Annotated in this window: 47 protein-coding genes, 1 other RNA gene and 2 pseudogenes; 4 read left to right on the plus strand and 46 right to left on the minus strand. The window is 70.2% G+C overall.

Annotation, left to right across the window (positions count from 1 at the left end):
- Positions 1–99: 99 nt before the first annotated feature.
- The 22 genes and pseudogenes from ACFWBT_RS21660 to ACFWBT_RS21765 all read right to left on the minus strand — a co-directional run.
- Positions 100–357 (minus strand): hypothetical protein, encoded by a 258-nt coding sequence (locus tag ACFWBT_RS21660; RefSeq protein ID WP_385702719.1) that lies wholly within the window; start codon positions 355–357, stop codon positions 100–102.
- Complete coding sequence (locus tag ACFWBT_RS21665; protein ID WP_385702722.1) at positions 354–530, minus strand: hypothetical protein; 177 nt, start codon at positions 528–530, stop codon at positions 354–356. The genes ACFWBT_RS21660 and ACFWBT_RS21665 overlap by 4 nt, the downstream gene beginning before the upstream one ends.
- Before the next feature lie 42 nt (positions 531–572).
- Positions 573–1,607: a hypothetical protein gene (locus ACFWBT_RS21670; RefSeq protein ID WP_385702725.1), complete on the minus strand. Its 1,035-nt coding sequence runs from the start codon at positions 1,605–1,607 to the stop codon at positions 573–575.
- On the minus strand, positions 1,604–1,819 hold the full coding sequence (locus ACFWBT_RS21675) for a hypothetical protein (protein ID WP_385702726.1): 216 nt from the start codon (positions 1,817–1,819) through the stop codon (positions 1,604–1,606). The genes ACFWBT_RS21670 and ACFWBT_RS21675 overlap by 4 nt, the downstream gene beginning before the upstream one ends.
- Complete coding sequence (locus tag ACFWBT_RS21680) at positions 1,816–2,187, minus strand: helix-turn-helix domain-containing protein (protein ID WP_385702729.1); 372 nt, start codon at positions 2,185–2,187, stop codon at positions 1,816–1,818. The genes ACFWBT_RS21675 and ACFWBT_RS21680 overlap by 4 nt, the downstream gene beginning before the upstream one ends.
- Positions 2,184–2,381: a hypothetical protein gene (locus tag ACFWBT_RS21685; RefSeq protein ID WP_385702731.1), complete on the minus strand. Its 198-nt coding sequence runs from the start codon at positions 2,379–2,381 to the stop codon at positions 2,184–2,186. Before ACFWBT_RS21685 ends, ACFWBT_RS21680 begins: the two co-directional genes overlap by 4 nt.
- Positions 2,378–2,809, minus strand: a complete 432-nt coding sequence (locus ACFWBT_RS21690; protein WP_385702734.1) for an HIT family protein — start codon at positions 2,807–2,809, stop codon at positions 2,378–2,380. Before ACFWBT_RS21690 ends, ACFWBT_RS21685 begins: the two co-directional genes overlap by 4 nt.
- Positions 2,810–2,872: 63 nt before the next feature.
- On the minus strand, positions 2,873–3,088 hold the full coding sequence (locus ACFWBT_RS21695; RefSeq protein WP_385702736.1) for a hypothetical protein: 216 nt from the start codon (positions 3,086–3,088) through the stop codon (positions 2,873–2,875).
- A 27-nt stretch (positions 3,089–3,115) separates the two neighbouring features.
- Positions 3,116–3,871, minus strand: coding sequence for a hypothetical protein (locus ACFWBT_RS21700; RefSeq protein WP_385702737.1), 756 nt, complete (start codon positions 3,869–3,871; stop codon positions 3,116–3,118).
- Positions 3,872–3,954: 83 nt separating this feature from the next.
- Complete coding sequence (locus ACFWBT_RS21705) at positions 3,955–4,962, minus strand: hypothetical protein (RefSeq protein WP_385702738.1); 1,008 nt, start codon at positions 4,960–4,962, stop codon at positions 3,955–3,957.
- Positions 4,963–4,994: 32 nt separating this feature from the next.
- The gene (locus tag ACFWBT_RS21710) at positions 4,995–5,210 is read right to left on the minus strand and encodes a hypothetical protein (RefSeq protein ID WP_385702740.1); all 216 of its coding nucleotides are present in this window, start codon (positions 5,208–5,210) and stop codon (positions 4,995–4,997) included.
- Positions 5,207–5,485 (minus strand): hypothetical protein, encoded by a 279-nt coding sequence (locus tag ACFWBT_RS21715; protein WP_385702742.1) that lies wholly within the window; start codon positions 5,483–5,485, stop codon positions 5,207–5,209. The genes ACFWBT_RS21710 and ACFWBT_RS21715 overlap by 4 nt, the downstream gene beginning before the upstream one ends.
- On the minus strand, positions 5,482–6,111 hold the full coding sequence (locus tag ACFWBT_RS21720) for a hypothetical protein (RefSeq protein ID WP_385702744.1): 630 nt from the start codon (positions 6,109–6,111) through the stop codon (positions 5,482–5,484). The genes ACFWBT_RS21715 and ACFWBT_RS21720 overlap by 4 nt, the downstream gene beginning before the upstream one ends.
- A gap of 108 nt (positions 6,112–6,219) precedes the next feature.
- The gene (locus ACFWBT_RS21725) at positions 6,220–6,405 is read right to left on the minus strand and encodes a hypothetical protein (protein ID WP_385702746.1); all 186 of its coding nucleotides are present in this window, start codon (positions 6,403–6,405) and stop codon (positions 6,220–6,222) included.
- Entirely contained in the window at positions 6,405–6,680 is a 276-nt protein-coding gene (locus tag ACFWBT_RS21730) for a helix-turn-helix domain-containing protein (RefSeq protein ID WP_385702749.1), read from the minus strand. The genes ACFWBT_RS21725 and ACFWBT_RS21730 overlap by 1 nt, the downstream gene beginning before the upstream one ends.
- The gene (locus tag ACFWBT_RS21735) at positions 6,677–7,075 is read right to left on the minus strand and encodes a hypothetical protein (protein ID WP_385702751.1); all 399 of its coding nucleotides are present in this window, start codon (positions 7,073–7,075) and stop codon (positions 6,677–6,679) included. Before ACFWBT_RS21735 ends, ACFWBT_RS21730 begins: the two co-directional genes overlap by 4 nt.
- Positions 7,072–7,515, minus strand: coding sequence for a hypothetical protein (locus tag ACFWBT_RS21740; protein ID WP_385702754.1), 444 nt, complete (start codon positions 7,513–7,515; stop codon positions 7,072–7,074). The genes ACFWBT_RS21735 and ACFWBT_RS21740 overlap by 4 nt, the downstream gene beginning before the upstream one ends.
- Positions 7,516–7,726: 211 nt before the next feature.
- Positions 7,727–7,912, minus strand: coding sequence for a hypothetical protein (locus ACFWBT_RS21745; RefSeq protein ID WP_385702756.1), 186 nt, complete (start codon positions 7,910–7,912; stop codon positions 7,727–7,729).
- Positions 7,909–8,247, minus strand: a complete 339-nt coding sequence (locus ACFWBT_RS21750) for a hypothetical protein (RefSeq protein ID WP_385702759.1) — start codon at positions 8,245–8,247, stop codon at positions 7,909–7,911. Before ACFWBT_RS21750 ends, ACFWBT_RS21745 begins: the two co-directional genes overlap by 4 nt.
- Complete coding sequence (locus ACFWBT_RS21755) at positions 8,244–9,029, minus strand: ATP-binding protein (protein ID WP_385702762.1); 786 nt, start codon at positions 9,027–9,029, stop codon at positions 8,244–8,246. Before ACFWBT_RS21755 ends, ACFWBT_RS21750 begins: the two co-directional genes overlap by 4 nt.
- 8 nt (positions 9,030–9,037) lie before the next feature.
- A complete protein-coding gene (locus ACFWBT_RS21760) occupies positions 9,038–9,325 on the minus strand; it encodes a hypothetical protein (protein WP_385702841.1) in 288 nt (95 codons plus the stop codon).
- A 372-nt stretch (positions 9,326–9,697) separates the two neighbouring features.
- Positions 9,698–9,913 (minus strand): annotated as a pseudogene (locus ACFWBT_RS21765) (helix-turn-helix domain-containing protein); the annotation flags it as partial.
- Positions 9,914–10,042: 129 nt separating this feature from the next.
- On the opposite strand from ACFWBT_RS21765, the gene ACFWBT_RS21770 reads away from it, so the two are divergent.
- The gene (locus ACFWBT_RS21770; RefSeq protein WP_385702764.1) at positions 10,043–10,363 is read left to right on the plus strand and encodes a type II toxin-antitoxin system prevent-host-death family antitoxin; all 321 of its coding nucleotides are present in this window, start codon (positions 10,043–10,045) and stop codon (positions 10,361–10,363) included.
- A 55-nt stretch (positions 10,364–10,418) separates the two neighbouring features.
- On the opposite strand, the gene ACFWBT_RS21775 is transcribed toward ACFWBT_RS21770, so the two are convergent.
- From ACFWBT_RS21775 to ACFWBT_RS21875, 21 genes are all read right to left on the minus strand, one after another.
- Positions 10,419–10,892 carry a hypothetical protein gene (locus ACFWBT_RS21775; protein ID WP_385702767.1) on the minus strand — a complete coding sequence of 158 codons (474 nt, stop codon included), beginning with the start codon at positions 10,890–10,892 and terminating at the stop codon, positions 10,419–10,421.
- A complete protein-coding gene (locus tag ACFWBT_RS21780; RefSeq protein WP_385702769.1) occupies positions 10,889–11,305 on the minus strand; it encodes a hypothetical protein in 417 nt (138 codons plus the stop codon). The genes ACFWBT_RS21775 and ACFWBT_RS21780 overlap by 4 nt, the downstream gene beginning before the upstream one ends.
- Positions 11,302–11,694, minus strand: coding sequence for a WhiB family transcriptional regulator (locus ACFWBT_RS21785; RefSeq protein WP_385702771.1), 393 nt, complete (start codon positions 11,692–11,694; stop codon positions 11,302–11,304). Before ACFWBT_RS21785 ends, ACFWBT_RS21780 begins: the two co-directional genes overlap by 4 nt.
- Positions 11,691–11,957: a hypothetical protein gene (locus ACFWBT_RS21790; RefSeq protein WP_385702773.1), complete on the minus strand. Its 267-nt coding sequence runs from the start codon at positions 11,955–11,957 to the stop codon at positions 11,691–11,693. Before ACFWBT_RS21790 ends, ACFWBT_RS21785 begins: the two co-directional genes overlap by 4 nt.
- Positions 11,954–12,085 (minus strand): hypothetical protein, encoded by a 132-nt coding sequence (locus tag ACFWBT_RS21795; protein WP_385702775.1) that lies wholly within the window; start codon positions 12,083–12,085, stop codon positions 11,954–11,956. Before ACFWBT_RS21795 ends, ACFWBT_RS21790 begins: the two co-directional genes overlap by 4 nt.
- On the minus strand, positions 12,082–12,903 hold the full coding sequence (locus ACFWBT_RS21800; protein WP_385702778.1) for a DNA adenine methylase: 822 nt from the start codon (positions 12,901–12,903) through the stop codon (positions 12,082–12,084). Before ACFWBT_RS21800 ends, ACFWBT_RS21795 begins: the two co-directional genes overlap by 4 nt.
- Positions 12,903–13,247 (minus strand): hypothetical protein, encoded by a 345-nt coding sequence (locus ACFWBT_RS21805; protein ID WP_385702780.1) that lies wholly within the window; start codon positions 13,245–13,247, stop codon positions 12,903–12,905. The genes ACFWBT_RS21800 and ACFWBT_RS21805 overlap by 1 nt, the downstream gene beginning before the upstream one ends.
- Entirely contained in the window at positions 13,244–13,627 is a 384-nt protein-coding gene (locus ACFWBT_RS21810; RefSeq protein WP_385702783.1) for a hypothetical protein, read from the minus strand. Before ACFWBT_RS21810 ends, ACFWBT_RS21805 begins: the two co-directional genes overlap by 4 nt.
- A gap of 75 nt (positions 13,628–13,702) precedes the next feature.
- Positions 13,703–14,533 (minus strand): recombinase RecT, encoded by an 831-nt coding sequence (locus ACFWBT_RS21815; RefSeq protein ID WP_385702785.1) that lies wholly within the window; start codon positions 14,531–14,533, stop codon positions 13,703–13,705.
- Positions 14,533–15,480 (minus strand): YqaJ viral recombinase family protein, encoded by a 948-nt coding sequence (locus ACFWBT_RS21820; protein WP_385702788.1) that lies wholly within the window; start codon positions 15,478–15,480, stop codon positions 14,533–14,535. Before ACFWBT_RS21820 ends, ACFWBT_RS21815 begins: the two co-directional genes overlap by 1 nt.
- A 121-nt stretch (positions 15,481–15,601) precedes the next feature.
- Positions 15,602–16,600, minus strand: coding sequence for a hypothetical protein (locus ACFWBT_RS21825; RefSeq protein WP_385702790.1), 999 nt, complete (start codon positions 16,598–16,600; stop codon positions 15,602–15,604).
- A 109-nt stretch (positions 16,601–16,709) separates the two neighbouring features.
- Entirely contained in the window at positions 16,710–17,210 is a 501-nt protein-coding gene (locus ACFWBT_RS21830; protein ID WP_385702792.1) for a hypothetical protein, read from the minus strand.
- Entirely contained in the window at positions 17,207–17,446 is a 240-nt protein-coding gene (locus ACFWBT_RS21835) for a hypothetical protein (protein WP_385702794.1), read from the minus strand. The genes ACFWBT_RS21830 and ACFWBT_RS21835 overlap by 4 nt, the downstream gene beginning before the upstream one ends.
- Entirely contained in the window at positions 17,446–17,748 is a 303-nt protein-coding gene (locus ACFWBT_RS21840) for a hypothetical protein (RefSeq protein WP_385702796.1), read from the minus strand. The genes ACFWBT_RS21835 and ACFWBT_RS21840 overlap by 1 nt, the downstream gene beginning before the upstream one ends.
- Positions 17,748–17,942 carry a hypothetical protein gene (locus tag ACFWBT_RS21845; RefSeq protein WP_385702799.1) on the minus strand — a complete coding sequence of 65 codons (195 nt, stop codon included), beginning with the start codon at positions 17,940–17,942 and terminating at the stop codon, positions 17,748–17,750. Before ACFWBT_RS21845 ends, ACFWBT_RS21840 begins: the two co-directional genes overlap by 1 nt.
- Positions 17,939–18,289 (minus strand): hypothetical protein, encoded by a 351-nt coding sequence (locus ACFWBT_RS21850; protein WP_385702801.1) that lies wholly within the window; start codon positions 18,287–18,289, stop codon positions 17,939–17,941. Before ACFWBT_RS21850 ends, ACFWBT_RS21845 begins: the two co-directional genes overlap by 4 nt.
- Entirely contained in the window at positions 18,286–18,594 is a 309-nt protein-coding gene (locus ACFWBT_RS21855) for a hypothetical protein (protein WP_385702804.1), read from the minus strand. The genes ACFWBT_RS21850 and ACFWBT_RS21855 overlap by 4 nt, the downstream gene beginning before the upstream one ends.
- Positions 18,591–19,055 carry a hypothetical protein gene (locus tag ACFWBT_RS21860; RefSeq protein ID WP_385702806.1) on the minus strand — a complete coding sequence of 155 codons (465 nt, stop codon included), beginning with the start codon at positions 19,053–19,055 and terminating at the stop codon, positions 18,591–18,593. The genes ACFWBT_RS21855 and ACFWBT_RS21860 overlap by 4 nt, the downstream gene beginning before the upstream one ends.
- Complete coding sequence (locus ACFWBT_RS21865) at positions 19,052–19,312, minus strand: hypothetical protein (protein ID WP_385702809.1); 261 nt, start codon at positions 19,310–19,312, stop codon at positions 19,052–19,054. The genes ACFWBT_RS21860 and ACFWBT_RS21865 overlap by 4 nt, the downstream gene beginning before the upstream one ends.
- Positions 19,309–20,139 (minus strand): phage antirepressor KilAC domain-containing protein, encoded by an 831-nt coding sequence (locus ACFWBT_RS21870; RefSeq protein ID WP_385702811.1) that lies wholly within the window; start codon positions 20,137–20,139, stop codon positions 19,309–19,311. The genes ACFWBT_RS21865 and ACFWBT_RS21870 overlap by 4 nt, the downstream gene beginning before the upstream one ends.
- A gap of 88 nt (positions 20,140–20,227) precedes the next feature.
- The gene (locus ACFWBT_RS21875) at positions 20,228–20,524 is read right to left on the minus strand and encodes a helix-turn-helix transcriptional regulator (protein WP_385702813.1); all 297 of its coding nucleotides are present in this window, start codon (positions 20,522–20,524) and stop codon (positions 20,228–20,230) included.
- A gap of 508 nt (positions 20,525–21,032) precedes the next feature.
- Here ACFWBT_RS21875 and ACFWBT_RS21880 point away from each other — a divergent pair.
- From ACFWBT_RS21880 to ACFWBT_RS21890, 3 genes are all read left to right on the plus strand, one after another.
- Positions 21,033–21,491, plus strand: a complete 459-nt coding sequence (locus ACFWBT_RS21880; protein WP_385702816.1) for a hypothetical protein — start codon at positions 21,033–21,035, stop codon at positions 21,489–21,491.
- A 159-nt stretch (positions 21,492–21,650) separates the two neighbouring features.
- Positions 21,651–22,094 carry a hypothetical protein gene (locus ACFWBT_RS21885; protein WP_385702818.1) on the plus strand — a complete coding sequence of 148 codons (444 nt, stop codon included), beginning with the start codon at positions 21,651–21,653 and terminating at the stop codon, positions 22,092–22,094.
- Positions 22,021–23,499: a tyrosine-type recombinase/integrase gene (locus ACFWBT_RS21890; protein ID WP_385702821.1), complete on the plus strand. Its 1,479-nt coding sequence runs from the start codon at positions 22,021–22,023 to the stop codon at positions 23,497–23,499. Before ACFWBT_RS21885 ends, ACFWBT_RS21890 begins: the two co-directional genes overlap by 74 nt.
- A gap of 30 nt (positions 23,500–23,529) precedes the next feature.
- Here ACFWBT_RS21890 and rnpB read toward each other — a convergent pair.
- From rnpB to ACFWBT_RS21905, 3 genes and pseudogenes are all read right to left on the minus strand, one after another.
- An RNA gene (gene rnpB, locus ACFWBT_RS21895) (RNase P RNA component class A) lies at positions 23,530–23,935 on the minus strand.
- 70 nt (positions 23,936–24,005) lie between these two features.
- Positions 24,006–24,833: pseudogene (locus ACFWBT_RS21900) on the minus strand (DMT family transporter); the annotation flags it as partial.
- Between the two features lie 96 nt (positions 24,834–24,929).
- On the minus strand, positions 24,930–25,748 hold the full coding sequence (locus tag ACFWBT_RS21905) for an AraC family transcriptional regulator (RefSeq protein ID WP_385702838.1): 819 nt from the start codon (positions 25,746–25,748) through the stop codon (positions 24,930–24,932).
- Between the last annotated feature and the right edge of the window lie 47 nt (positions 25,749–25,795).

The raw sequence follows: 25,795 nt of genomic DNA on the forward strand, positions 1-25,795 counted from the left end.
GATGCAGAAGGCCCCCGCCGGCCGTTGGGCTGGCGGGGGCCTTGTCGTTGGCTATGGAGCGGGTCGGTTACCTGATGCGGCGGTGCGGGTGCTGGCGGGTCAGGCTTCGGCGATCTCAGCTCGGCGCATCGTGAGCGCGTAGTCGAGGAGCCCCATGACGCGGTGGTAGGGAACTTCACCGCCGTCGGGCATCCACTGGCCGATCTGGACGGACGGGTCGCCGTCTTCGTCATAGGACTGGTGTGCGGTGACGACGACCCATTCGGTGATCACGCCTCGGGCGCCTTCTAGTTCGCTGACGGCTCGGATGGCCTCTTCGAGGCGGCGGTACGCGGCTTTGAGTTCGGGATCGGTCACGGCGTCACCGGCTGCATGTCGCAGTCGCCGTCGTGGCCTGCAAGGAATCTGCAGGTGCGGTTGCCGTCGGGACCGGATTCCTTCCATGGGCAGTAGCCCTTCCGGAGTGGCGGAAGCGGGCGGCGCGACGGCTCTGTCTCGAAGGTCTCGGTCTTGGCGGGAATCTCGTTCACGGGTCGTCTCCTGTCGTGCGGGTGCTGACGGGTGTGGCGCGGCTATTCGCCGTGGCGTTCGAGGTCCCAGTTCCGGTCGGCCTGGGCGGCTTCGGCGACGGTCGGCCCGCCATCAGGGGCAGACGGATTGATCGCGTCGTGCAGCTCGACGAGCCGCTTGTCCCACCAGCGGGCGATCGGCACACCGAGTGGCGGCGCGCCCTGCTTCACCCATCGCTCGTACAGCTCGATCACGCGGGTGACGTCCTGCTCGGCGGAGCGGTGGAGGCCAGCGAAGACGCGGGCGGTGGTCTCTATGCCAGTCGCTTGGGTCGCTGTCTCGTCTCCGTCGAGGAGCCGCATCAGCAGCTGGCCGATGTCGGGTCCGGGCCCGGTGTCGCCTGCGTCGATGGCGTGCTGGGCGTAGGCGCGGATGCGGGCGACGGCGGCCTCGGGGTCTGACGGCGCCGCTGCGGCTCGTTCGGCTTGCTGGCGGCGGGCGTAGCCGATCGGGCCGAGCACCGCGGCCGTCACCGGGCAGCAGCCGCAGCCGGTCGGGCACGGGCATTCGCCGTCGTAGCCCTCGGGATGGATGCAGACAGTGGCCGCTTCCGGCTCACCGGCCCGGGCGCGCGCCTCCTGGACGATCTCGTCGGTGGTGGGCAGGCGAGTCTCCAACGCCTGGAGCATGGCGCCGAGGTGGCGGTAGATCCGTTCGACGTCGGCGCGGCTGGACGTGTGGCTGTGGCCGCAAGGCTTGAGGTCGAGCGTGACCTCGTTTCGCAGGGTGTCCTGCTGCCACCAGGCGGTCGCTTCGTAGACCGTGGCCTGGCAGGTGGGGCAGGGCGGGAATGGCAGCAGCAGGATCGTGATGCCGCTGATGTGCTGTAGCTGCCGGTACTCGATCACCACCGCCCAGGCGAGGAGCTCGGCGTCGGTCAGGGGGCGCGGGTCTGTGTCGAATCCCTGAGCGCCCGTCTGCGGGCCGAACTCCCCCTTCGAACCTCCTCGGGTGCCGACTTCGGGGGTTGAGGCCGCGAGGGGGGCGCTCAGCGGCCTTCCTGGGCCCTGTTCGGTGGGGTGCGATGCTGCGGTCACGTCTCATCTCCAGATTCGTGGGCGGTTTGGGGCACTTCGACCCCCATGCGGAACGCGGCAAGCTCCACGGCCTCCGCGATGGGCAGCTCGCCGTCCGACTCGGCCCGCATCTGCGCGGCCCGGCGGGCGAGTTCGTCGGCGAGCGCCTGCTGGGCGTCGGTCATCTGCGGTCGGCCACGCCGGTTGCGGGGGCCGGGGGTGAAGTCGTTCACGCGGCCCGCCCTTCCGGCTCGCCTGCAGGCGCCTGTGACGGCTTGGCAGCGCCTCGCCCGTCCCGAGCGGCCCGCGACGCCTCCCGGCCGCCCTGAGGGGCGTCCACGGGCTCCCGTGGCCCCTCGGCGTCCCGCGCGGTCGACTCCTGCGCAATCGCCGCGAGTTCAGCGAGCGTGATGTGCCCGTGGTGAATGGCCAACGCGACGGCGTGGGCGCGGTCGTGGGCGCCGAGCGTCTTGTAGGCCTCGCCGAGGTGGCGGGACACGGTGCGGGCGTCGATGCCGAGGCGGTGGCCGGTCTGGGTGCTGGTGTATCCGGCGGCGGTCAGGCGGAGGACTTGCCGCTGCCGGGCAGTGAGGGCGCTCACGTCCGCCTCCGTGCCCGTTCGACGTCCCGCGCCGTCCGGATGCCACCGCCGGGGGCGAGGTGCCCGTCCGCGGCGGCGAGCATCTCCAGCCCGCGGCCGAGGACGGCGACCGGGTCCTGGCCGCGGTAGCAGCGGCGGAGGATCGTCCACATGCGGAGCGCCGGCTGCACGAGCGGCAGGGAACGGGCGGTCATCGGGCGCGCCTTCCTGCGGCGAAGCCTCGGGCGTAGGCGTCGTCGTCGGGCGCGGGCTGGACGTTGAGCTGCACGCCGGATCGCTTCTTGCCGCTGTACCAGGGCAGTGCGAGCCCGTCGTTCTCGGCGCGGGGCACGAGGTGCAGGTGGAGGTGGAACACGGACTGGGTGGCCGGGCGGCCTTTGCTGGTGATCAGGTTGTACGAGCCCATGCCCGCGACGAGTTCGGCCGCGCAGAGCATCGTCGCCGCCGAGACCTTGGGGTAGGCGACGAAGTCGGGGACGTGCTCGCGCGGAATGACCAGCAGGTGGCCTTCGACGACAGGGTTAAGCGGGACCATCGCGATGGCCTCGGGCCATTCCTCGACGATCTTTGCGGGCGCGCGTCCGGCGACGATCTCGCAGAACGGGCACGGCTGTTCAGGCATCAGGTGTTCCTTCCGGCGGTGCGGTGCGGGTGCCGCCCCCACGACGCAGGGGCGGCAAGGCGGTCAGGCGGTGTTCGCTTCGGTCAAGAACTCGATGACGATCTCGTCGTCGCTGACGTGGAACCGGAGCGCGTCGTCGTGCAGCGGCCGGTCCTCGGGGATCCCGTGGTGCTCCCGGTAGGCGAGCTCGGCGACCGCCCACGCCTTACCGATCTCGGCAGCGGCAGCGCCCCACGGTTCGGCGGCGGGGACGATCCAGCGGCGGATCGTGCGAGTCACGGTCTCAGCGGTGAAGTCGGCCACGGTTCAGGCCTCCCCGTCGGGCTGGGACACGACGGCGGGCGCGTGCTTGCGGTACGTGGGCGACAGACCGCAGACAAGGCAACCGCCCGTGGCTTCGTCGAGGACGAAGGTGTGCGTCACGTCCTGGGCGTCGCCTGCGGTGCCGTCAATCCCGGCTGCGCGGCGGGCCGCCTCGCCGCGGTCCTGGAAGTCGGCCTGCGGCTCGGCTTGTCCGGTCGTGTCGTCCGTGTCGTGCGGGCCGGACGCGGCGTACACCTCGGCCTGGAGCTCGGCTGCGGTGGCCCGGTCGAGGAGCTCCCGGACGGCGCGGTTGACGCCCTGCGCGGTCTTCTGCCCGGCATCCTCGTACACGGCCGGGTACAGGTCGCGGAGGAGGTGCTCGGCCTCGGCGCGGAGGATCGCGGCTCGGTCGGTGGTCTGGTTGGCGGGCAGCACGGCACGGCGGCGCAGCGAGTCGACCGCGGCCTGGTCCTCCTCGGTGAACCCGCCCTCCACCCAGATCCGCTCCTGAGCCTGGTCGAGGGCGTAGGCCAGCATCGTCTGCTCGGCGTCGCTCAGCGCCGCGGCCTGGGTGGTGGGCGCCTGCGCCGGGACCGAGGCGGCGGCACGGAGCGCGGCGCGGGTCTGGTCCCGCAACTCGCAGCCCGCGCAGCCGTAGTTCGCGGCGAGGTTGTCGTGCCGGGCCACACTCCCGTGCAGGGCGGACAGGTATGACTCGGTACGGCGCAGCAGGTCGTCGGGCTGGTGGGTGTGGGTCATGTCAGCTCCAGATGCGTGGTGCGTAGGGTTCGGGGTGCGGGCCACCCGCCTGTTACCGGCAGGCAGGTGGCCCGTGTGCGTGCTCACGCCGCGGGCTGTCCGGACCGGCACGCCCACGGGGAGCAGCCGTCGGGGTCGCCCTGCTCGGCAAGCTCGGCGTCGTACACGGCGTCGAAGACGGTGTCCTGCTGCCACTCCGAGGGCCGCACCCGGTCGATCGGCGCCTCGCCGAGCGGCAGGCGGGAGATGTGCAGGAACCGTTCGTGGCGCAGACCTGGCCCGGTCCGGTACGCCTTGTCGAAGTCGACCGCCCGCTGCCACGACTCGGGGTCGGTGTCCCGCATGCGCCGCCACTCGGCGTTGCCGTGGAACGGGCAGCCAATGCACGCGGACTTCTCGACCGACGTCCAACCACGGTGCTTGAGGTAGGCGTCGCACTGGGTGCGGGACATGTTCAGCTCCAGCAGCGGATGCCGGGACCGCGAGTACCGGGTGTCGCCGCGATCCGAGACGCGGCCGATCTCGTCGGTGGAGAACCCGATCCACTGCTCCGCCCATACGCCGGCCGGGGGCTGTCCGACGCGGGCGAGGGTGCCGGTGGCGTTGCAGACGGAGCACGGGCCGGGCGTGTGGTCGTCACGCTTGGCGCGCCACGGGGCGATGCGCTCGCCGGTGCCGTCGCAGTAGCGGCACGGGGCCGGGTCGGAGGTCTGTGCGCCGAGGAGGAGACGGGCTTGCCGCAGGATCGGGGTGAGCTTGTACGTCTGCGTGCAGCGCCGGTTCAGCATCCCGTGCTCCCCGGTTTCGGGGTCGCGGGTGTGTGCGGGCAGGGAGCGCTGCTTGTCCGGGTCGAGGACGTCTTCCTGGATCTGCCCGGTGGACACCCGATAGATCGGGATCCCGGCGGGCTGGGCGACCTCGGCCTCCAGCCGGTCGAGGTGCTCGTACACGGCGGCGGGTTCCCAGCCGGTGTCGGCGAACACGGCGGCGTCGACCTTGGGAAGGGTGCCGTCGGCGGACAGCATGAGCAGGGTGGTGGATTGGACGCCGGCGCCGAGGCTGAGGATGCGCAGGGCGGGCTGCTGGGTCATTGGGTTCTGCTTTCTCGTGGTGGGCGGGGAGGTCACACAGACGGGGCAGAGGCTCGGCAGGCCGGGCAGACGTCGCGGAGCCGGCCGAGGCTGCGGCGGCTGGTCCAGCCGTCCCTGCGCCCGTCGGCCCGTACCTGCGGGGCGGTCATCGATCCGAAGCTGGCGCGGACTGCGGCGCTGTCGGGGCAGTCGGTCTGGTCGTCGGGTCCGTCGCAGGAGACTTCGACGCCGAGCGGGTGGGCGGTCATCGCTGCGCCCCCTCGGCGGTCAGTCGCGCCGGGCAGAACTGGGCGGCCTTCTCGCCTGCGAGGCTCAGCCACATGAACTGGCCGGCGGTGCGTTCCCGGTTCGTCTGGAAGAAGCAGTCGGCGAGTTCGGGTCGGCCCTTGGCTGCGAGGGCGGGGCGCAGGTGCGGGATGGCGTGCTCGGCGACGGCGCGGGCGGCCACGTTCGGGTCGGCGTAGTCGACGGTGATCGACGGGACGGGCCAAGCCGGACCGAACTCGATGCGGTAGACGGTCATCGCTGCGCCGCCTCGGCTGCGTGGGTGGTGGTGGCGGTGCGGCGGCGGACGGTGATCCCCGGTCCGGTGTCGACGCCGTCGTCGTGCCGCTCGATCAGCTCGAACTCCGCGTCGTAGCCGTCGCCCGCCGTCTGGGGCACCCACTCCAGGCGGTCGGTCACCTCGGCCTGCGAGCGTAGCCACGCCTCTGCTGCGCCCCTCGCGCCGACCTCGTCGTTGGCGTAGCCGATCAGGTAGTCGGAGACGTTGCCCGGCTCGTACACGGCCTCCCAGGCGGGCAGGACCAGGTCGAGGCCCTTGTCGCGGGGCGCGTCGACGGGGAGCCACTGCTGGATGACGACGGGCCGCTGCTCGACCTCGACGGCCTTGACCTCGTCCTCGTCGTTCCAGGGGTCGGTGTCGTCCTGGCTCTCGGTGAGGCCCTGCTCGTAGAAGACGCGGTACGCCAGGCCGTCGTCGGGGGCGCGGAAGACCAGCTCGTGGACGGACACCCAGCGGCGGGAGTCGACCTGCGACTCGTGGAGGTGCTCGGCGGCGTTGGTCTTGTCGGCGGCACTCCAGATGTCCGGGACGCCGATCTCTTTGAGCTGATCGCGGGTGAAGATGCGGGTGGTCAGGTCGGTCATTCGTTCTCTCCATTCGGCTGAAACGTGCAGGTCACAGCGTTCACCGCAGGCCGCGGGTGCGGTCTGGGCGCGTACCGGTCCCCCACGGGCGGGGAACAACGGGCGAGGTCAGGCGGCGTGGTTGAGGTGGATGCCGCCGCACTGCGGGCAGGCGGCCGGGGTGAGGCGGGCCGCGCACACATGCCCGACCGTCGCGGCCAGGGCGAGCGCGCGGGTCGTGTACCGGGGTTGGCCGGTCGGGCACGGGGCGGGACGGATGGTGGCGGGCGGGTGAGGGAGCCAACGGCGGGACATCAGGCGGCCTCGCGGATTGCGGCGAGCAGCGCGGCCCGGTTGGCGGCCTGCTGGGCGGGCGACAGCGGCATCCATCCGGTCGGCGGCCGGTAGTCGCGGACTTGGCCGGTGGGTGCGGCTTCGGCGTAGATGCGGGCGAGGGCGCCGGCTGGCGGGTAGCGGAGGGCCTGCCGGGCTTTGCCGACGGTGGTCTCGTCGCAATGGAGCACGTGGGCGATGTGGGCGTTGGTGTGGCCCTCGCGGATCAGGGCGGCGATGTCGGCACGGACCTTCATGACTCCCCCGGAGGCAGCGCGGTCTGCTGTCCGGTGCGCGATGCCTCGACGGCGGCGCAGCGGCGGCAGGGTTCGCCGAAGTGGATGGCCCCGGAGCCGAGGGCCCAGGACTTCTGGAACTTGACGTGGTCGGCGAGGGTGCCGTGGGCGGCCATGTCGTCGATGGCTTCGTCAGTCATCAGCGGCTCGTCGAGCGGGACGTGGCAGCCGCACGGGCAGCCGAGCTCCCCGCCGATACCGAGCGCCGCCGTGTGTGCCCAGCAGGCGTAGTGCTTGTGCTGGCGGCAGGCCGGGCAGATCGTCGTCTTCTCGCCGAACGGCACCACGACCTTGCCGGGGCGGAGCTCGGATTCCTGCGCTCGGTAGCCGCGACTGCGGCCAGCTCCGCGGGTCACGCGGTCACCTCCGTGGGCGCCTTGTGGATCGCGAAGGTGGCATCGGGGTGGCGGATCAGCCAGTCGCCGAAGAACGCGACGACTCGGGTCTCGCCGGTGCCGACGCGCAGGCCAACGACGGTGAGCTTGCCGTCGACTTCCTGCCAGTAGCCCTTGGCGTAGACGCCGAGTCGGTCGAGTTCGTCGTCGATGGCGCCGATGGCGCGGCGGGTGAGCCGCCAGGTGGTGCAGCCGGAGTCTTCGAGCTCGACGAGGGGGCGGCAGTGGTCGCACTCGGCGCGGACGTCGGTGAGTTCGCCGCGGTTGTCGACGTCGCGGTTGTCGGCGTCGCCGAGAAGAGTTCCGCAGCCGTTGCAGGCGCGCTTGACCTTGATGCTGGTGACGGTGCGGCCTTCGTCGTTGACGGTCTTTCGGTCGGGGGTGTTGGTGCGGGGCTGCATCAGAGGCTCCAGAGGGTTGGCTGGTGTTCGGTGAGCGGGAGTTCGGTCTGGCCGGGGATCACGCGATCGCTGTCTGGCCGGTGGCTGCTCGGTTTGGCGGGTGGTGGTCCGTTGAGGCGGCGGTCACAGACGGGGCCGAGGCCGGTGGGCGACGGCTGGCGGAGTCGCCGCTTGCACGCCGCGCACCGCGGGGCCCCGTCGGCCGGGCGGGTCATGCGGCGGCGGCCTCGGCTTCCTGGTAGCGGCGGGCGTGGACGGTTCCGTGCGGGAGAGCTATGCCGTCGCGGTGGCAAGGCGTGCCGGGCGGGACCTGGCATTCGGGGCAGCAGGCGACGGTGCGCGCCCACTTGGCGATGGAGGTCCAGCGGCTGAGGCGCGGGAGGATCGGCCGCTTCATGCCGCCTCCTCGAGTCCCGTCGCGGTGTCCCTCGGCTGGCTCTGGCGGCGTTCGGCTTCGGCGACGAGGGTGAGGAGTGCGGGCCGGCAGCGGGCGGTGTTCATCGCGCCGGTGCAGTCGGTGGCCGGGGGGATGTAGCCGTTCCACTTCTCGGGCGAGGAGTGGTTGATCGGGTGCTGGGTGAGCTGGGCGGCGAGGTCGGGGTAGCGGAGGACGAGGCCGCGGCGGTGGGCTGCGGCTCGGCGGGCTTCGGTCATGTGGTGCTTGATGAACCGGCCGATGTCGCCCTGCTGCTGGAGGGTGCGGGCGTCGGCGAAGGTCAGCGGGTCGCTCATGCCGCCATCCCCTTCCGGCGGTCGTCGCCCTTGAGGGTGATCCGTTCGCACATTTCGGTGAGCCGGGAGGCGATCCGCTCACCGAGGGCGTCACGCAGCTGCGAGGGCGGAACGTTGCTGGTGAAGATGCCGGGCCGGCACTGCTCGTACCGGTGGTTGATCAGCCGGTAGGTAACCTCTTCCGTCCACTCGGTGAGCTTCGCGGCGCCGAGGTCGTCGACGAACAGGACGTCGGTCCCGGAGATCCCCTCGAAGGTGGCTTCACTGTCGCGGCCTGTGCGGGGCCGCAGTTGGGCGTACAGGTCGGCGGCGGTGTAGGCGGCCCAGCCGGTGGTGGTGCCGGTCTCGGCGATGGCGCGGAGCACCGAGTAGGCGTAGTGCGTTTTGCCGGTGCCAGTCGGACCGACGACGAGCAGCGAACGCGTCTCTTCGGGGTTGGCGACGACGGACTGGGCCCAGGCGGCGGCGAGTTCGTTGGGCTGTGCGGAGCCGTAGCGGCGGGGAACCTTGGTCTCGAAGTAGGTGATGCACTTCTGCCGCTGCTCTTCGGCGGCCTTGAGGAAGTGCTGTCGGACGAAGGCGACTTCGGCGGGCTGCAGGGTGTCGAGGCTGGCTTCGCCGGCGAGGTAGGCGTTGAGGCGAGCGGCGCCTTCGCGGTTGCCGTCGGCGCTGACGAGGAATTCGGTGACGTCGGGGAGGACGTACCGGCCGGGGCGGACGCCGAGGGCGGCGAGGTCCAGGCCGCGGCGGCGTTGGCTGGGCGGGATCCACTGGTCGGACATGGGTCTCCTTAGATGAGTGGTTCGTCGTAGACGTCGTGGTTCTCGGGGTTCTGGAAGGGGCGCCAGCCGCCGGAGACGGCGCGAAGCGTGGGTGCCGAGTCGGCCGGCGCCTCGGGCAGTCCTCGCCAGCCGTCGATGAAGTACCGGGCCGAGTAGGGCGTGGACTTGGCGGCTTTCCAGACGCGCTCGGCGTGGTCGACCAGGACGGGCACGCTGCGGGTGCGGACGAGGTCGGCGAGTTCTTTCCAGTCGCCTGCCTGCATCTGCCAACTGACGCGCATGCCCCGCTTGGTCATCTCGGTGATGAGCGGCTGCGCGATGCGAAGAACATCTGCATCTCCGTCACGGCCGGACTCGGCGCCGGGGCCCTGCTGTTGATGGACGTTTGTGGACCGCTTAGGTCCGTAGGAACTACTGAGGGGCACGGTGCCCCTAGTCATGGGGTTCTCTGCCCCTAGCTCTAGGGGCTGTGTGCCCCTAGCCATGGGGCGCTGTGCCCCTAGTCCGGGCTCGACTAGGGGCTGTGTGCCCCTAGCTTCGGTGTTCTCTGCCCCTAGCTCATATCCATCCGATTCGGGCACGGTGACGCCCTTGGGGATGGTGATCGTGTACTGGGTCCGCGCCTTCTTCGACCGGGCGTCTGCGACCGCGGGCCGGTCTCGTCCGACCCATCCGTCGGCTTCGAGCTTGTTGAGGTGCCGGCGGACTGTCGACCTGTCCATGCCGGTTGCCGATTCGAGCATCGAGAGGGACGGCGTGAGGCGTGCCGGGATGACTCCGGTCTTCACGTCCGCCCAGGTGGCGAGCGTGAGCGTGAGCAGGCGCGACAGCGGGGGCAGCTCGCTGTCGCGGATTGCCCGCTCGTACTCGAACCGACTCGGCATTGAGGTCTTCTTTCAATCGAGCTTCAGGCAGGGGTCGTTAGCTGCTCTTGGCACGCCGTACCTGGCGCTGCCATACTACTTTAAAGATTGGTAACTATGGAAGGATTGGCAATGACTTACACTCTGGCCATGGCTGCTGACCAGGGCATTCGAATCGCCGACGACGGCATCGCCGAGGTGTCGATGACCGACGCCCGCGCGAACCTGACCCAGCTGCTGCGCGACGTCCGCTACGGGAAGCGCTCCGGCGCCTTCACTGAGCGCGGCGAACGCAGCGCCTACGTCGTGCCGCCGGAGTTCTACGAGCAGGCCATCCGCGACCGGGCGATCATCGACGAGCTGCACCGGCGCACCGAGGACCGTGGGGACGACGCCAGCCCGCACTACAAGAACCAGGCGCTCACCATCCGCAACGCACTGCACTCCGCGGCTCTGGCTGTCGACGACTGACGTCACGTCCCCTCCTCCCGGCCCCGCCTTCCGGCGGGGCTTCGTCATGTCCGGGCTAGGCGGCTTGCTTGCTGCGGGCGCGGTGGACGGTGCGCGGGCTGCAGCGGACGTGTTCGGCGATGACCGCGGCTGAGTAGTCGCGGCTGTCGAGTCGCCGTATGGCGGCGTGGCGTTCGCGTGGGGTGAGCCGGTCGGGCGGATCGCCCGCCGCGGCGCGCGTGATGGCGGCCTGGTCGGGCTGGGCCGGGATGTAGGCGCGGGCGGCCTGCTTACGGCCGTGCAGCCGTCGGCATTCGCGGCAGATCAGCCAGCCGTTGCTGTCGTGGGCGATGTTCTCGGGGAACGGGTGGCCGTGCCTGCATGCGGGGCCGTCGGCGGTGACCAGGTAGCTGGGCAGGCCGAGGCGGCGCCGGTGGCGGGCGATGGTCGTGCGGGCAACGCCGGTTGCCTGGTGGATGCCGCGGTCGCTGTGCCCGGCGTGCAGCAACTTCTCGACCTGCCGGCGCATCTCGCTGCTGAGGCCGGTCATGCGGCCACCTCCCCGAAGATCGCCGCGTACTGCTCTCGCATCTGCTGGTCCTCGACGTGCCGCGGGTGGACGCATCGCGCAACACCGCAACCGGGCTTGACGGATCCGACGGGTTCGCGCTGCCAGCGGATGGCGAACGCGATCCGGTACGCGGACCGCCTGGGTCCCTCGTGGCCGACGCGGAGTGCGGTGGTGCTGTACGGCCAGAGCAGGTGGCCGTCGACGGTGGGTACTGCCCGCCGCCAGAACAGGTCTTCGTGCGTGGAGCGGCTCGGTCCCGGCTTGTGCACGGGCAGTTCGAGCCGGGCGCGGATCTCACCGACGGTGTCGGTGCGGACGTGGACCTGGCGGGCGATCGCACGGTCGCTGTAGCCGGCGTTAAGAAACTCGACGATGGCGGCGCGGGTGCTCATGCGGCCTCCTGGTAGGCGTCGGTGCGGTTTTGCTTGACGACTCGGTAGACGGTGCGTTCGTCGCAGTCGGCGGCTTCCGCGATCTGCTTGGCTTTCATGCCGCCGCGGTCGTGGAGGCGGAGGATGAGTTCGTGGGTGGCCTGGCGGCTGAGCCGGTTGGCGTTGGCTTCGCGCTGGCGGGGGGCTTTGCCTGCCCACAGTCCGTGCCGGCTGCGCTTGCCGGCGCCGCCCTCGACGGTGTTGGCGAAGTCGGCGCATTGCGGCTGGACAGGGCAGCTGTTGCAGATGGCTTGAGCTCGCCGGTATGGGGCGCCGTGACCGTTGCTGTGGAAGAGGTCGGGGTCGGCTTGGGTGCAGGCCGCGTTTTCCATCCAGTCGTAGCGGCTCACGGCGTCTCCTTCCGGTGGTTGTCGGGGTCGTTGGCGAAGAGTTCGAGCTGCCGGATGGCGCGTTCGTCGGCTCGTCGTTGGCGGTGCCAGCGGATGAGCTGGCAGCCGGCTCCGATGGCGCACATGACGGCGACGATGGCGGCGGTCCCGACACCGATGACGGTCCAGATGCCGTATTGCGCGACGAGGTTGATGAACCAGTCGGCGATCGGGGGCAGGTGGTTGCCGGCGGTGCGGTAGCCGTCGACGGTGTCGGCGTTCACGTCCGCCTCCCGGCCAGCTGTTCGACGCCGACCGCAACAGCCGCGTACAGGGCGCCGAGGGCGGCTCCTGCGGCGATCAGGGCCAGGTACAGGCGGGCGAGCGGCAGATGCTCCAGGCGGGGTGTCACGCGGTCACCTCGCTGAACAGGTCGTACTGGCCTGCGAGGACGCGGTTGGACCACAGGACTTCGGTGCGGTCCTTGTCGGTCTTGGCGTTGCCGGTCATGGTCGACTGCTCGTAGCGGTGCCAGCCGTCGTACAGCTCGAGGTAGAGGTCGCTGTGGTAGCCGGAGAGGACGACGGTCGCCTTGCAGTCGGCGAGTGCGGCCGCGAGTTCGCGGTGCTCAAGCTCGGTCTTCATCTCGACGCGGTAGTTGTTGCCCCAGCCGCGGGTCGTGCCGAGGTAGGGCGGGTCGATGTAGAGCAGGACGCGGGGCTGCTTGCCGTACTTGGCGATCAGGTCGAGGGCGGGGAGGTTCTCGAGCGAGACCTCCCGCAGTCGCTCCGCGGCGGCCGCGAGCCGGTCGACGTAGGCCTCGAGGTAGCCGGGCATCGACGTGGCTGATCCGGCGGGGTCGATGTAGTGCCGCCAGCCGGTGTTGCGGAGGGTGCCGGAGCGGCCTTGGGCGAGGCGGCACCAGATGCGGCGGGCCAGCTCGAGGTCGTCGTCGGTCGGTTCCCAGGTGGCGGTGAGTTCGGCGCGCGAGTGCGGGGTGAGGAGGCAGGCGCGGAGCAGCTGCTCCGGCTGGTCGCGGAGGATCCGCCAGAACGTCATGAGTTCGCCGTCGAGGTCGTTGACGGTTTCCATGCGGGACGGTGTCTTGGCGAGGAGGACGGACAGGCCGCCGCAGAACGGTTCGACGTAGTGGTCGTGGTCCGGCAGGAGCGACACGATCCACGGGGCGACGCGCTGCTTGCCGCCGAAGTACGGGACGGGGCTCTTCATCAGGCGGCGCTCCTTGCGGCGGCGGTGCCCTTCCAGGTGCGGACGCCGGAGTGGTGGACGGTGGGGCGGGCGGAGCAGGCCCAGCCCGCCTTCTTCACGTAGCCCTCGTCCTGCAGGAGCGTCATGAGCCGGCCCCAGTGGGCTTGCGGGTTGGGCGGCTGCGGCAGGTTGTGCGTGTCGGCGATCTCGTAGCAGGTGAAGACGCGGCCGGTGGCGGCGGCGGTGATGAACACCGGCCAGACTTCGGCGAGCCACGTCTCGTAGTCCTCGGCCTGCCGCTGGGTCTTCGTCTGCCGCGCGGCCGGGACACTGCCGTCCAGGGCGGGCTGCACGGGTGCGGTCATGACGCGGGCTCCTCGCCGTGCAGGGAAAGACCGAGGTGGCTGCGGGCTTCCTTGTCGAGGCCCTGGCTGATGGCGAGTTCGCGGGTGTCGTTGATCCGCCAGTCGACTCCCTCTCGGCAGCCGAAGCCGGTGGTGTCCGACCAGGCCACGCAGGTCGCCCAGCGCCCGTCGGTGAGGTGGGCGAGGAGCGCGATGTCGGTAGAGCCGTAGCCCTCGGGCGAGATGGCCCAGGCGTGCGTGATCTGGTCGATCTGGTCCGGCGCGGGCGTGTCCCCTTCGGCGTATTCGTAGAGCGCACCCCACAGGTACTCGTCGAATTCGGTGCCGAGCTCGGTCGTCGGGGTGATCGCTCGAAGGCGCTGGTACTGGCTGCTGTCCATGGCTCCGTGGTCTCCTTGGGTGGTGCCGGGGCCCCGCCTGATTTCGGCGGGCGGGACCCCGGGCTGGGTGATGGGCTAGTCGTCGAGGAGTTCGACCTCGACCGGGCTGTCGTCGTAGCTGTCGGGCCCGGGTTCCTGCGGCTGCGGGCCGACGTTGATGACGGCGGGTCCGGTCTGCTCGGCGGCGACCTCGAGTCCGGCGCGGAGCTGTTCCTTGCGCCACTCGGTGGAGGTCGGCACCCACGGTTCGAGGCGGTGGGCGACGGTCTTGAGGACCATCTGGTCGAACCACTTCACCCACGGCGACTTCGGGTTCTCGGAGCCCTTCGACTCTTTGCGGACCTTGTTGATGTAGTCGCGGTTGATGATGACGACGCGGGACGGGGTGCCGTCCTGGAAGATGCCGTAGGAGAAGGCGCCCTTGACTTCGCCCCGGTCGGCGAACCAGTCGGCCTTGTGGAACGGCACCTGCTGGGGGCCTTCCCAGCGGGGCGGCTGCTGCGTGTCGACCTTGCCGGGCTCCCACACGAATTCGTCGTTGGCGTAGACCACTTCGGCGTGGACGACCTTGACGGCGCCGGCCCGGTAGATGCGCTCGACGACGCCGCGGTAGCCCTCGAGGCCCTGGATCTCGTTGCCGAAGGGCACGAAGTAGAAGGACTTGCCGCCGGGTTCGTGGCCGAGGCGGGCGCAGTCCTGCAGTGCGGTCATCAGCGAGCCGGGGTTGCGGGTCGCGACTTGCAGGAGCTGGGCGTTGGAGCGCAGGACGCCGTAGGCGAGGCGCATCCACGTCTCGCCCTTGACGTGGGAGGGGAGGACGAGAGTGAGGTCGTCCTTGTGCTGGCGGACGATGGCCTCGGGCCCGGTCTCGCGGGTGGCGATGGCGTTGCCGATGGGACTGTTCATCAGGCGGCTTCCTTGCTGGTCTTGTACGGGCTGAGGGACTTGGTGGTGCCGTCCGGCTTCGGGATGCGGTAGGCGATGCGGCGGCCGTTGGCGACGGCGCGGCGGCCGGTGCCGAGGTGGTCGAGGACGACGCTCTTGGCGGCGGTGAGTTCGGTCTTCGCGGCGCCCATCTGGTCTTGGGCGAGCTCGTAGCGGGCGGCTGCGTCGAGGGGGATCTCGACGTCGATGTCGTCGAAGCCGTCGGGCTGGACGCGAACCGTCTGGTAGGTGTCGTCGGCGCCGTCGATGGGCGGGCGGACCCCGGAGCGGACTTCGTCGAGGAACTGAACGGCCGCGTCGCGGAGGATCTTCGCGTCGCCCTCGTCGTACTCGATGACGTACTCGCGGTAGTCGTGGCCGGAGATCAGGACCGCGAAGTGCGTGCGGGGCAGACCGAGGACGTCCATCTGCCACATGACCTGGCAGCGGTAGTGGAGCGGTACTCCGTCATCCGCACCGGAGGGCCCCCAGTCGTCGCCGAACGGGCTGGTCTTCACCTCCAGCAGTGCGTCGGCCTGGTCCGGGGTCTCGAACTCGCCCTCGGGCTGCGGGTAGATGAGCCGGTCAGGGGTGGCGCGCTGCCACTCCCGCTCCCGGTGCCGCCAGGTGCCGGCCGGTGCGGCGAGCTGGCCCGGGTGCTCGTCCTGCCACTTCGCTGCGACCGGGTCCTCGAGCCGGCTCCCCCACTCGACAGCCGACGTCATCTCGAACGGGGCGACGTTCAGCCCGGACTTCTTGTGCCACAGAGTGAAGCGGGACATCCACGGCGACAGTCCGACGACCGCGGCGATCTCCGTCGCGGTGATCGACAGTCCCGCTCGGGCCTCGTTCCACGCCGCGGTGCCGGGCGTGAAGTGCCCCAGCAACACCCCGGACGGGGCGGCATAAGGGTGGTCAGTGATGCTCATGGTTCTCCGTTTCTGGGTGCACTGAAGGCGGGCCGCCGCCCGCGGACGGGGGGTGTGCCGCGAGCGGCGGCCCTCGGTGGCGCGGAGTTGGGGGGACTCGACGCGCCGGACTTCGGGTTGGTCAGGCGGTGGCGTCGGCGGCCTGCTTTTCGGCGCGCTTCTTGAGGTGGGCCTCGTAGTCGTCCTGCCACTGCTTCGGGTTGTGGCCGGCCTGCTCCGCTGCGTCCCACGCCCACTCGCCGATCTCGCCGGACTCCAGCTGCTCGTTGAGGTCGCGGACCGTCGTCTCGGCCAGATCCGGGTCGGCCTTCTTCAGCGCTTCCAGGAGGCGGAAGGCGGACCAGGCGTAGATCCCGGAGTGCACCCAGGCGTTGAAGGCTCCGCGCCCGCTCTCGCTGTCGAAGTCGGCGCCGAACATCTCGGTCGTGGACCGCAGGGTCTGCCGGAGCATGGACTCCGCCATCTCTGCAACGGCGCCCGGCTCCGGCAGCGCTGCCATCGTCTCGCCGTCGCCCGCGCCGAGGCTTCCGGACCAGTCGTCGATGACCGCGGTCCGGTCCTGTGCGTCACCGCGGTAGCGGCACGGCATCTGCATGCCGAGGAAGTCCTCGCCGACGAGCACGAGCGGCTTCTCGGCTTCGGTCTGCCAGACCCGGAGGTGGGTGTCGGCGTGCTTCCAGCGGGCGAGCATCTTGGTGTCGACGCTGACCATGTCGCCGGACGCGGCAGCGGCGTTGAGGGCCTCTCGGAACATGCCCTGCCACTTGGGGAACATCTCGTCGCGGCCGGGGACGAGGAGGCTGCCCCGGTCGTCGGTGATCGTCAGCCCGGTTTCGGTGGCCGTCAGGCTGAGGATGGTGTCGCCCTCGTGGGTCTCCAGCCAGGCCGTGAACCAGCCGAGGTCGCTCTCGTTGACGGTGATGGACCAGGTGTCCGTCTCTTCGCGGACCTTCACGCGGGCGGCGGCGAACGTGTACCGGTCGGTGGCGAGGGCGTGGATGTGGATGCCGTCGCATTCGAGGCGGATGCCGTTGATGGCGGGCAGTGTGTCGTCGGGGCTGATGTGGGGGCGGGTCTGCTTGATGAGCCGCTGCAGTCGGTGGGCGTTGATCGTGGTCACAGAAGTCTCCGTGGGATGCTGGTGGTGGACCCCGCCGAATTCGCCTCGGCGGGGTTTCTGCGTTGGGCGCCGGGTCCGCCGGCCGGGTGTCATCCGGCGGCCCGGCGAGTCAGGTGGTGGCGGGCCCGTCAGCGACGGCCCACGACGGCACGTGCACCGGGCTAGCGGCCTGCGGCGAGTGGTGCAGGGACACGACCAGGCCGGTCGCAAACCGTTCACGGAGCTCCCGCACGTCGATCGGGCCGGTCGCCTGGTCCTCGAAGGCGCTCGTGTCACGGACCATCGGCGGGACGGTGACGCGGTTGGCGTTGGCCTCGGCGGCGAGGAACGGTGCGAGCCGGGCGCGGAGGGCGAGGGCTTCGGCCTTCCACACGTCGCGGTCGTCGATGAGGTCGTCGGCGTCCGCCTTCAACTGGACGACCAGTTCCTCGGCTTCGCCCTGCCGACTGGTGGCGACGGTGACGTCCCAGCGGAGCAGGGCGATCTCGTCGCCCGCCTGGTGCAGGTAGGTGAGGAGTCGAGTGTTCTCGTCGCGGAGTTCCTCGACCTTGTCGACGGCGCGGCGACTGCCGGAGCCCTTCAGGCCGGGGATCAGGTTGGCGATGCTCACGACTGCCTCCGGATGTGCTGCGGTTTGATGCCGAGCTGAGCAAGGAGTTCGAGGACCCCGGCAGCGATGGCCGGGTCCTTGGCGAGCTCCCGGCCGGCGAGCCGCGGCATCAGGTCGTCGCGTTCGTCGGGGTGTTCGGCGGCGATCTGGTCGGCGGCACGGACCGCGGCCCGGCGCTGCTCAGCGGTGTTGACGAGGCCGACGGTGAGGCCGTCGCCCTTCAGCTCGGCGCCCATCAGGAGCTCACCGCCTTCGCGGCACTGCGGATGGCGTGGAGCACCTGCATCTGGGTGCGGCTCGGGTCGCGCTCCCACGGGACGACGAGCTGGTTGCCGAGGTAGGTGACGAGGGCGTCCCACGCTTCGAGCGTCGTCTGCTCCCCGTCGACGGATCCCTTGCCCGGCACGTAGCCGGCAGCCCGGTCGATCGCGGAGACGACCGGGTTTATGCGCGGGTCCCAGCCCTCCGCCTCCAGCAGGTCCGCGGTGTCCCGGAGGACGGCGGCGACACGGGAGCGGGTCACGGACAGCGTCACCATCACGCCACCCGCCGCTTCTGGAGGACGACCCGCCAGGCCGAGTACCGGGCGTGGACCTTGGCGATTGCGTCGACGTACTCGGTGGGCGTCCACGGCTTCACGCCTCGGGCCCGACGAGCCATCTCCTGCTCGACGCGGACCAGATCGTCCTGCTCCAGGTCGGCGAGCGGGCGGGGCGCGAGGACGGTGCTCATGCCGCCACCGCCTTCGCTGCGGCCTGTGCGGCGACGTACTCGGCGCCGATCCGCAGCGTCTGGTCGGTCAGCTCGACGATCCGGTCTGCCGCCGCGTGCATGCCCTCGGTCCGCAGCCGGTCGGCGAGGTCGCCGACGAAGTCCCGCAGCAGCGGGTCGACCTGGAGCGACCGCTTCGGCTTGGCCCTCTCGGCCTCCAGGGAGTCGAGGAGCCGCTGCATGGTTGACGTGAGGTAGCCGATCGCCTCGGCCGCCTGCACCCGGTCGTGGATGTCCTTCTGCTGGGCGATCGCCAGGTACTTGCGGGCGCTCTCCTCGGCAATGTCCAGCGGGAACACGTAGGTCACGTCATCTCCTTGCGGGCGCGGGCTTCACGGTTGGCGTTCTCGCGGGCGGCCATCTCGGCAGCCCAGGCCGGGTAGTCGGCGGCCGTCGCGAGCGGGGCGTTCGGGTGGGTGACCAGCCAGGCGTCGAGGGCGTAGGCGATCCGGTCCGACGGCGACGCAGTGTGTGCGGCGGCCTCGGCCAGGAGCTGACAGGCCTGCTGCCGGGCGACGGTCTCCCGGACGTCGGCGGCCATCCGCTCGCGGAGCGTCGACAGCTGTACGTCGGCCTGCTCGATGCGCGGGGGTACGGTCTGGAAGGGCTTCATGCCGCACCACCCAGCCGGTTGATCGCGGCCCGAATGTCCTGGACCGTGGCCCCGGACTCGCCGCCCAGCGCTTGCACCACATCGGCCGTCACCGCCCGAGCAGCCTCCAGAGCACCGTCGGGCCGGCGCCGTCGGGACACCAGTTCCCAACGCTCCGTGCGAGGGTTCCGCTGGAGGAGAGGCCCGTAGCAGGCGCGCATGAGGAGCACGTAGTCGGTGGTGTGGACGCCCAGCCGACGCCGCTCCCAGCGCTCCGACTCAAGAAGATCCAGGGCCGCGTGCAGGGCCTTGATGACAGGGCCGAGTTCACCGCTGCGACCTCGCCGAGCCAGGCGCTGCTCGCGCAGACGGGACTTGGTCTGGGTAAGCACCTTCCGCCCCTGCGGCGCGACCAGGTCGGCCGACAGCGGGACGCCCGTCGCGGCGATCGCGGCAGCCAGGCGCGGGTTGACGGCGGTCATGAGGCCGCCTCCTCAGCCTCGGCCTTGGATGCGTCGGCGATGACCTGCAACTGCGCGATCAGCGCGGGCAGATCGGCCAGCGGAACCGAGGACCCGTTCGGGTCGGTGCGGAAGTAGATGCCGGGCGTGCCGTCCGGGTGGAGGGCGGTACTGATGAGGAGCCGGTCGCCGTCGATGTCGGTGTGCTTGTAGGCGCTCTCGTGCGGGACGGCCCCGGCGGGCGGGAGGATGACGCGGATCTCGGTGCGCTCGCTCATCGCTGACCGCCCTGCATGGGCACGGTCGGGATGGCGACGGCGGCGGTACCGCCGAGCCGCTTGTGCAGCTCATGCAAGCCCTTCACCGTGACGCGGACCTGAGGAGCGGTCAGCACCAACTCGCCACTGCGGGGGTGCTCGTAGGACTGCGGCAGCTCCGACAGCCAGCCACGCGTCACCGCGGTCTGCATCGCACGCGGCTTGTCGTCGGCGGGCTGGCGGTACGTCCACCGATACTCGGCGAGCAGCGCGAACAGACGGTTCCGCCCGAGCGTGATCGACGGATCGCGGCCGAGGATCTTCGCCGCGTCCGCCACCGCGAAGTCGCCCTCACCGGAAGCGAGCACCTGCCACGAGTTCGCGGCCGGCTCCAACTCCCGCACCCGAGCCTCAGCAGCAAGACGGCCCTGCTCCGACTCGATCGCGGCCTGCAGGGCTTCCAGCTTCGTCATCTCGCGGGGAGCGGCCGTCTCGGCCTCGCGGGTCTTCACGGCGAAGTAGGTCTGCGCGGCGGCGATCTCCGGCTTGCGCGGGTCACCGTTCATCGCGATCAGGTAGGCGGCGTAGCGGGTGACGTGCCAGTCGACGACCGAGCGGACCGCGCCAGAGCCGAGTGAGACCTTCTTGGCGGCGCCGCCAAAATGGTCCTTGGGGCTGAGCCCGCTGTTCTCGCATGCGGCGATGGCGCGCTCGATTGCGTCCTCGAACTTGCGCCACTCCACATAGGCCATGGCGGGCTGTAGGTCGCGGGCTGACCAGAACTCGGAACCGTCGAGGCGTACCTGCCTCAGAGGCTCGAATGGTGAGGATGGGAGGATGGAGGACAACGGGGTCCCCTTTCTTCTCAGTGGTGAAGGTGGATCTCGTAGGCCCCGGCTGTCGGAGTGCGATCCGGCGGGTGGGGCCGTTTGCCGTCTAAGCGGCGGCGCGGGCCGGCTTGCGGGAGCGACGTACTTCGGCGGGGCGGGACTCCTCCATGCGGATGGGGTCCGGTGTGATGGCCGCCTGGTACTGGCCTTCGAGGTAGGCGTCGAGGTCCGCGATCTTGAAGGCGATGAAGCGGCCAATCGTGTAGCCCTTGGGGCCGGGCTGCTTGCCGAGGAGGCGCCACTTGCGGAGGGTGCTGAGCTTGACGCCGATGTAGATCGCGGCGTCTTCGATCCAGAGGCTTCCTATGGGCGCCTTCTGCTTCTCGCCGTTCCTGTTGTGCATTGGTCTACTCCTTGAGAGTGGGGGGATTACAGGGAGACGTATCGTCCATTTCTGGAGACGCCGGCGGCGCGAAAAGGAACAGGATCGCGACTCCGAGTGCCTCCACGAGGGAGTGAGCGTCGTTTACGTCGGCGGTCTTCTGCCTGCCGGTGGCGAGCTTTTCGATGAGGCCGCTTCCGCAGCCGGAGACTTCAGCGAGGCTGTCGTACCCGTAGGGGATGCCTCGGCCTGGGTTTTTCATGGCGTAGCGGAATACCTGGGCGCTCTTCAGCGTGTATCTGCGGCTCAATGGTTCCCCCGAGTGCGGAGCGGCCTTGATGAGACGAGTTAAGCACGACAGAGACGGATCGTCTACCAAACTGGACGACGTACCACCCGGTATCGGCAAACTTTCTGGCTGGTTACCATGCTTCTGTAGACGATCCGTCTCCATAGCGGGATGGTTGTAGGGCGTGACCTGCTATTTTTCCGGCGCGAACCCACACGGATAGAGACAGTCGGTGCGAACGTGACGCGAGAGGATGAGGACATGACGGTCCCGGCCACAGCCCCGGACACCGGTGCAGCTGACCTGGCCCCACCCGCCGGTGCACTCTCCCAGCTCATCCAAGAAGCACTCGACAAAGGCGACTCCTACCAGCGCCTCGCCGACCGGGCCATCGACCCCGAAACGGGAGAGACGGTCTCCAAGCCGTACCTGCAGCGGATCGTGAAGACTCCCCCCACCAATCCGCCTACCGTGCCGATGATCGGGGCGATTGCTGCCGCGCTCGGCAAGCCCGTGCGGCGCGTCCAGGAGGCCGTTGCCAAGCAGTGGCTGCAGTACGAGGCCACCGAACTGGCGGGCTATGACTCCGAGGTGCGCATCATCGTGGGCCACCTCGCGGGCAAGTCGAAGGCGGAGCTCATGAAGTGGCGCTACATGATCGAGGCCGAGGAGCGCGCGAAGCGCGAGGCCGGCGAGTAGCACAGAAGCGAGCCCTTCACTGCCACCTGACCACCAATGTCAGTAAGTAGATATTTCTACAACCGATTGTCGGCGACTCTCAGTAGACGTACCCTTCACCAACCGTGCACTTCTGGCCGCTCTGGCTCCTAGTGCACCGTTGGCACGCGGGGAGGACGCATGCTGGACGTCGCCTATGAAGCCGTTGACGACCTGCCGCCGGGAAGACTGGCGCGGATCGATGAGGACAGGGGGCGGATTCGAGTCCGCCTCGATCGGAGTGCACCCCTCCCTGACGTGGTGCGGCAGCTGAACATCGAGATCGCCGATCTGATGGCTTCGGCTCGCTGGTTCCAGCTGTGGGACGACGAGATCGTCTCCCACAACACGCCTGGCAGGCCCCTGCGCATCGAGTACGTCCTGGACCGCAAAGAGGATGACGGTGCGATCCTGGCCGAACTCAAGGGGCTCCTGCGCGTATACATCGACCCGGCCCTGAACACAGCAGGGTTCGCCGCCTCGATGAACCCCGTCACCCGGCAACACCTGGATGCAGGACACTGGTTCCAGCTCTATGCGGGGGAGATCATCGACAACTCGCCGGAGCCCATGCGTCACCTCTGAGGGAACGGGGGCAGCGATGGCGGGATACATCGAAGACCGCTGGTGGACCAGGAAGCCCGATCCAGAGACCGGCAAAAAGCGCAAGACAGCCCGCTACGGCCAGGGCAAACGCTGGCGCGTAGCGGGGATCCCCGGGGTGCGGGACCGGTCGTTCACCAACCTCAAGGGTCCTGACGGGGCTGAGAAGTGGCTCGCCGACTCGCAGACGGATACGAGCCGCGGCCACTTCTACGACCCCCGCGACGGCAATATCACGCTGCGGGAGTACGTCGAACAGACGTGGTGGCCCACCCTGCGGAAGGCGCCCGGCACCAAGCAGTCGATGAAGCCGCGAGTCTTCAACCACATCCTTCCGCACATGGGGCATCTGTCGCTGAACCGGATCGGCCACGACGAGATCCGGGCCTGGCTCACCCGTGTCGAGCAGGACATCGACGTGAACACGGTGCGCACCACGTGGCGTCATTTCTCGACGATCATGCAGGCGGCGCACAAGGCCAGGAGGATCGCCGAGAACCCGTTCAGGGACGAGGACTTGTCGGCGCCGGCGGCGCCTCCGTCCAAGGCGAAGGCGTGGCCCAAGGAGACGGTCGCCGCGGTGCGGGCCGAGCTGGGCCCCCGGTACGGGATCCTCGTGGACCTCGCCACCGGGGCCGGGCTGCGGCAGGGAGAGTGCTTCGGCTTCTCGCCGGACGACATCGACGGCGACGAGATCCATGTGACTCGTCAGATCGTGCGGATCAACAGCCGTCTGGCGTTCGCTCCGCCGAAGCGCGGCAAGCTCCGCGACGCTCCCTGCCCGCCGGAACTGGCCCGCGCCGTCAAGGAGTACGCGAACTCTTTCCCCACGGTCGACGTGACGCTGCCCTGGGTGGACCCGGACCGGCCGAACCTGGAGTGGGACAAGCGGCCACTGCGGACTGTACGTCTCCTTGTGACCACACCCAGGACCGGCGGAGTCAGCGGCGGCGCACTGAACCGGGCGACGTGGGACGACAAGGCGTGGAAGCCGGCGCTCGCCCGTGCGGGCGTCATCCCGGAGCCTGAGGTCGAGTATGTGCAGGCGAACGGGAAGAAGCCGTGGCGCCGGGTGGCGTGGCGTATGCCGCGGGAGGATGGCTTCCACGTCACGCGGCATACGTTCGCTAGCATCGTGCTGTCGGAGGGTGAGACAATCACTCAGCTGGCTGCGTGGCTCGGTCACTCGGATCCGGCGTTCACGCTGAGGACTTACGTGCACTTCATGCCGAAGTCCGGGAAGCGGGCGCTGGCTGCGCTCGGCTCGTGGATGTCCCCAGGTGGGGGCGGGACCCGAGCCGCTGAGGCCGATGAGGCTGTTGAGATCTCTCCCGGTTTTGATTCTCCCCAGATTCTCCCCAGCGAAGGTCTGGATCAAGGAACCTAGCCTTACCTCCCAGGTCAGGGAGGTAAGCGGCAGACGAGTCGGGCTGTACGCCGGGTTCTGTCGCCCGGTCGCCTCGCGGCGGCCGGGGAGACGGCCATCCATCTAGGGCCGGCGTTGCCACCGGCCTCGTGCGGTCTACCCGCGGACTCGGGCGGGCAGCCCTCGAACGTCCGCGCAGAGCCACCTTTTACAGCGGCCCCTCTTGACCTTGCTCCGGGTGGGGTTTACCTAGCCGCCTGAGTCGCCTCAGGCGCTGGTGGTCTCTTACACCACCGTTTCACCCTTACCGGGAACCGGAGTTCTCGGCGGTTTACTTTCTGTGGCACTGTCCCGCGGGTCACCCCGGGTGGCCGTTAGCCACCACCCTGCCCTGTGGAGCCCGGACGTTCCTCGGGAAGGTCCACAAGAACCTCCACGCGGCCGTCCGCCCGGCTCGTCTGCCGTGTCGACCATGGTACCGGGCGGGGGCGCCGCCGAGGACCGGCCGTCGCCGTGGCCAGTACCGAGCCCGCCAGGATGAGGGCGAAGGCGGCGAGGATGCCGGCGGTCAGGCGTTCATCCAGGAACACCGCGCCCGCGGCAACCGCGACCGCCGGGTTGACGTAGGTGATGACCGTCGCCCGGGTCGGGCCCGCTTCCTTGATCAGTTCCAGGAAGGCCACGAAGGCGACGGCCGTGCAGACGACGCCCAGGCCCGCGAGGGCGGCCAGGACCTGTCCGGAGGGGATCGCGTCCGGCCGGGTGACGACCGCCGCGGGGGCGTAGACCAGCGCCGCCAGGGCCAGGCAGGGGGCCGTGAGGTGGAGGGACGGAACGTCCTTGAGGTGGCGGGCGGCGATGACCGGTGCGGTGGCGTAGCCGACGACCGTGAACAGCACCTCGACGAGCGACCGGGCGTCGCCGCCGGTCAGATGCGGGGCCGTGAGGACGGCGACGCCGCTCAGGCCGAGGGCGAGGCCCGCGACACGGCGGGCGCCGAGCCGTTCCGTGTCGCCGAAGAGCCGGGCCGCGGCCACGCCGATGATCGGCACCCCGGCGATCAGCAGGCCCGCGGTGGAGCTGGACAGATGGCGTTCGGCGTCCGTCAGGGTCCACCAGGGGACCATGATCTCGATGCACGCGAAGGCCAGCATCGGGCGCCAGTGGGCCCGTACGGTCCGGGTCAGGCCGCCCTGCCGGAGCGCGAAGGGCAGCAGCAGCGCGGCGCCGATCAGACAGCGCGTGAACACCACCACCGACGGGGACAGCTCGTCCACCGCCACTTTGATCATCAGGTAGGGGATGCCCCAGACCACTCCCATCAGGGAGAACAGGAACCAGCCGCGTGCAGTCATGGGGGAAGTCTCGGCCGCCGCCCGGTGCGGCGTCTTGAACGCTGTTGCGCTGAGACGGCGACCGGTCCGGGCCGCGGGCGGCACGACCGGTCCGCGCTACGGCGACGGGAACACGCTCGCGCGGTACGCCGCCGGTGTCACCCCCAGCACGCGGCGGAACCAGCGGGTCAGATGCGCCTGGTCCGCGAAGCCGACGAGACCGGCGACCTCGGCGGGGCGCAGTCCTGACTCCAGGAGCCGGCGGGCCCGGTGCACCCGGTGCTGGGCCAGCCAGGCGTACGGCGGTATCCCCATGGTCGTACGGAAGGCGCGCAGGAGCTGGTAGCGGGACAGGCCCAGGTCCATGGCGAGGGAGGCGAGGGAGGGCGGGGCCTGGAGTTCGTCGGCCAGGCGGTCGCGTACGGCGTCGGCCACGCGTGCGGCGCCGGGGATCTCGTCGCGGTCGGGGCGGGCCGTGGAGTGGCGCCGGGCCAGCGCGGCGAGCAGCCACGGGAAGCGGGACTCGGCCTCCAGCGGGTCGGGGCAGACGCTCAGTTCGGTGTGCGCGGCGCGCAGTGCGGCGGCGAGTTCGGGGTCGTCGAGGAGGGGTTCACGGAAGTGCGGGAGGCCGCCGACGGCGCCCTCGGAGAGCAGGGACGGCTCCGCGTACAGGGCCCGGTAGGCGTAGCCGTCGCAGGCGGCGGGACCGCCGGTGTGCATCTCGCCGGGGGCCAGCACGACGATGGACCCCGGGCCGGTCCGGATGTGGCCGCCGCGGTAGTCGATGATCTCCGAGCCGCCGACGCAGACGCCGACGGTGAACTCGTCGTGGGCGTGCGGTGCGTAGCGGTGCTGGTCGAAGCGGGCGGTCAGCAGGTCCAGGGGCCGGCCGTCCCGGCCGAGGGTGGCCCGGGTCCAACGGGCCTCTTCCTTCACGGCCGCCGTCGGCCCACGCCGTACGGCCGGGGCAGCCGTCGGCCCAC

Origin of the sequence: Streptomyces sp. NPDC060027, from assembly GCF_042737005.1 — a bacterium.
Classification (GTDB): domain Bacteria; phylum Actinomycetota; class Actinomycetes; order Streptomycetales; family Streptomycetaceae; genus Streptomyces.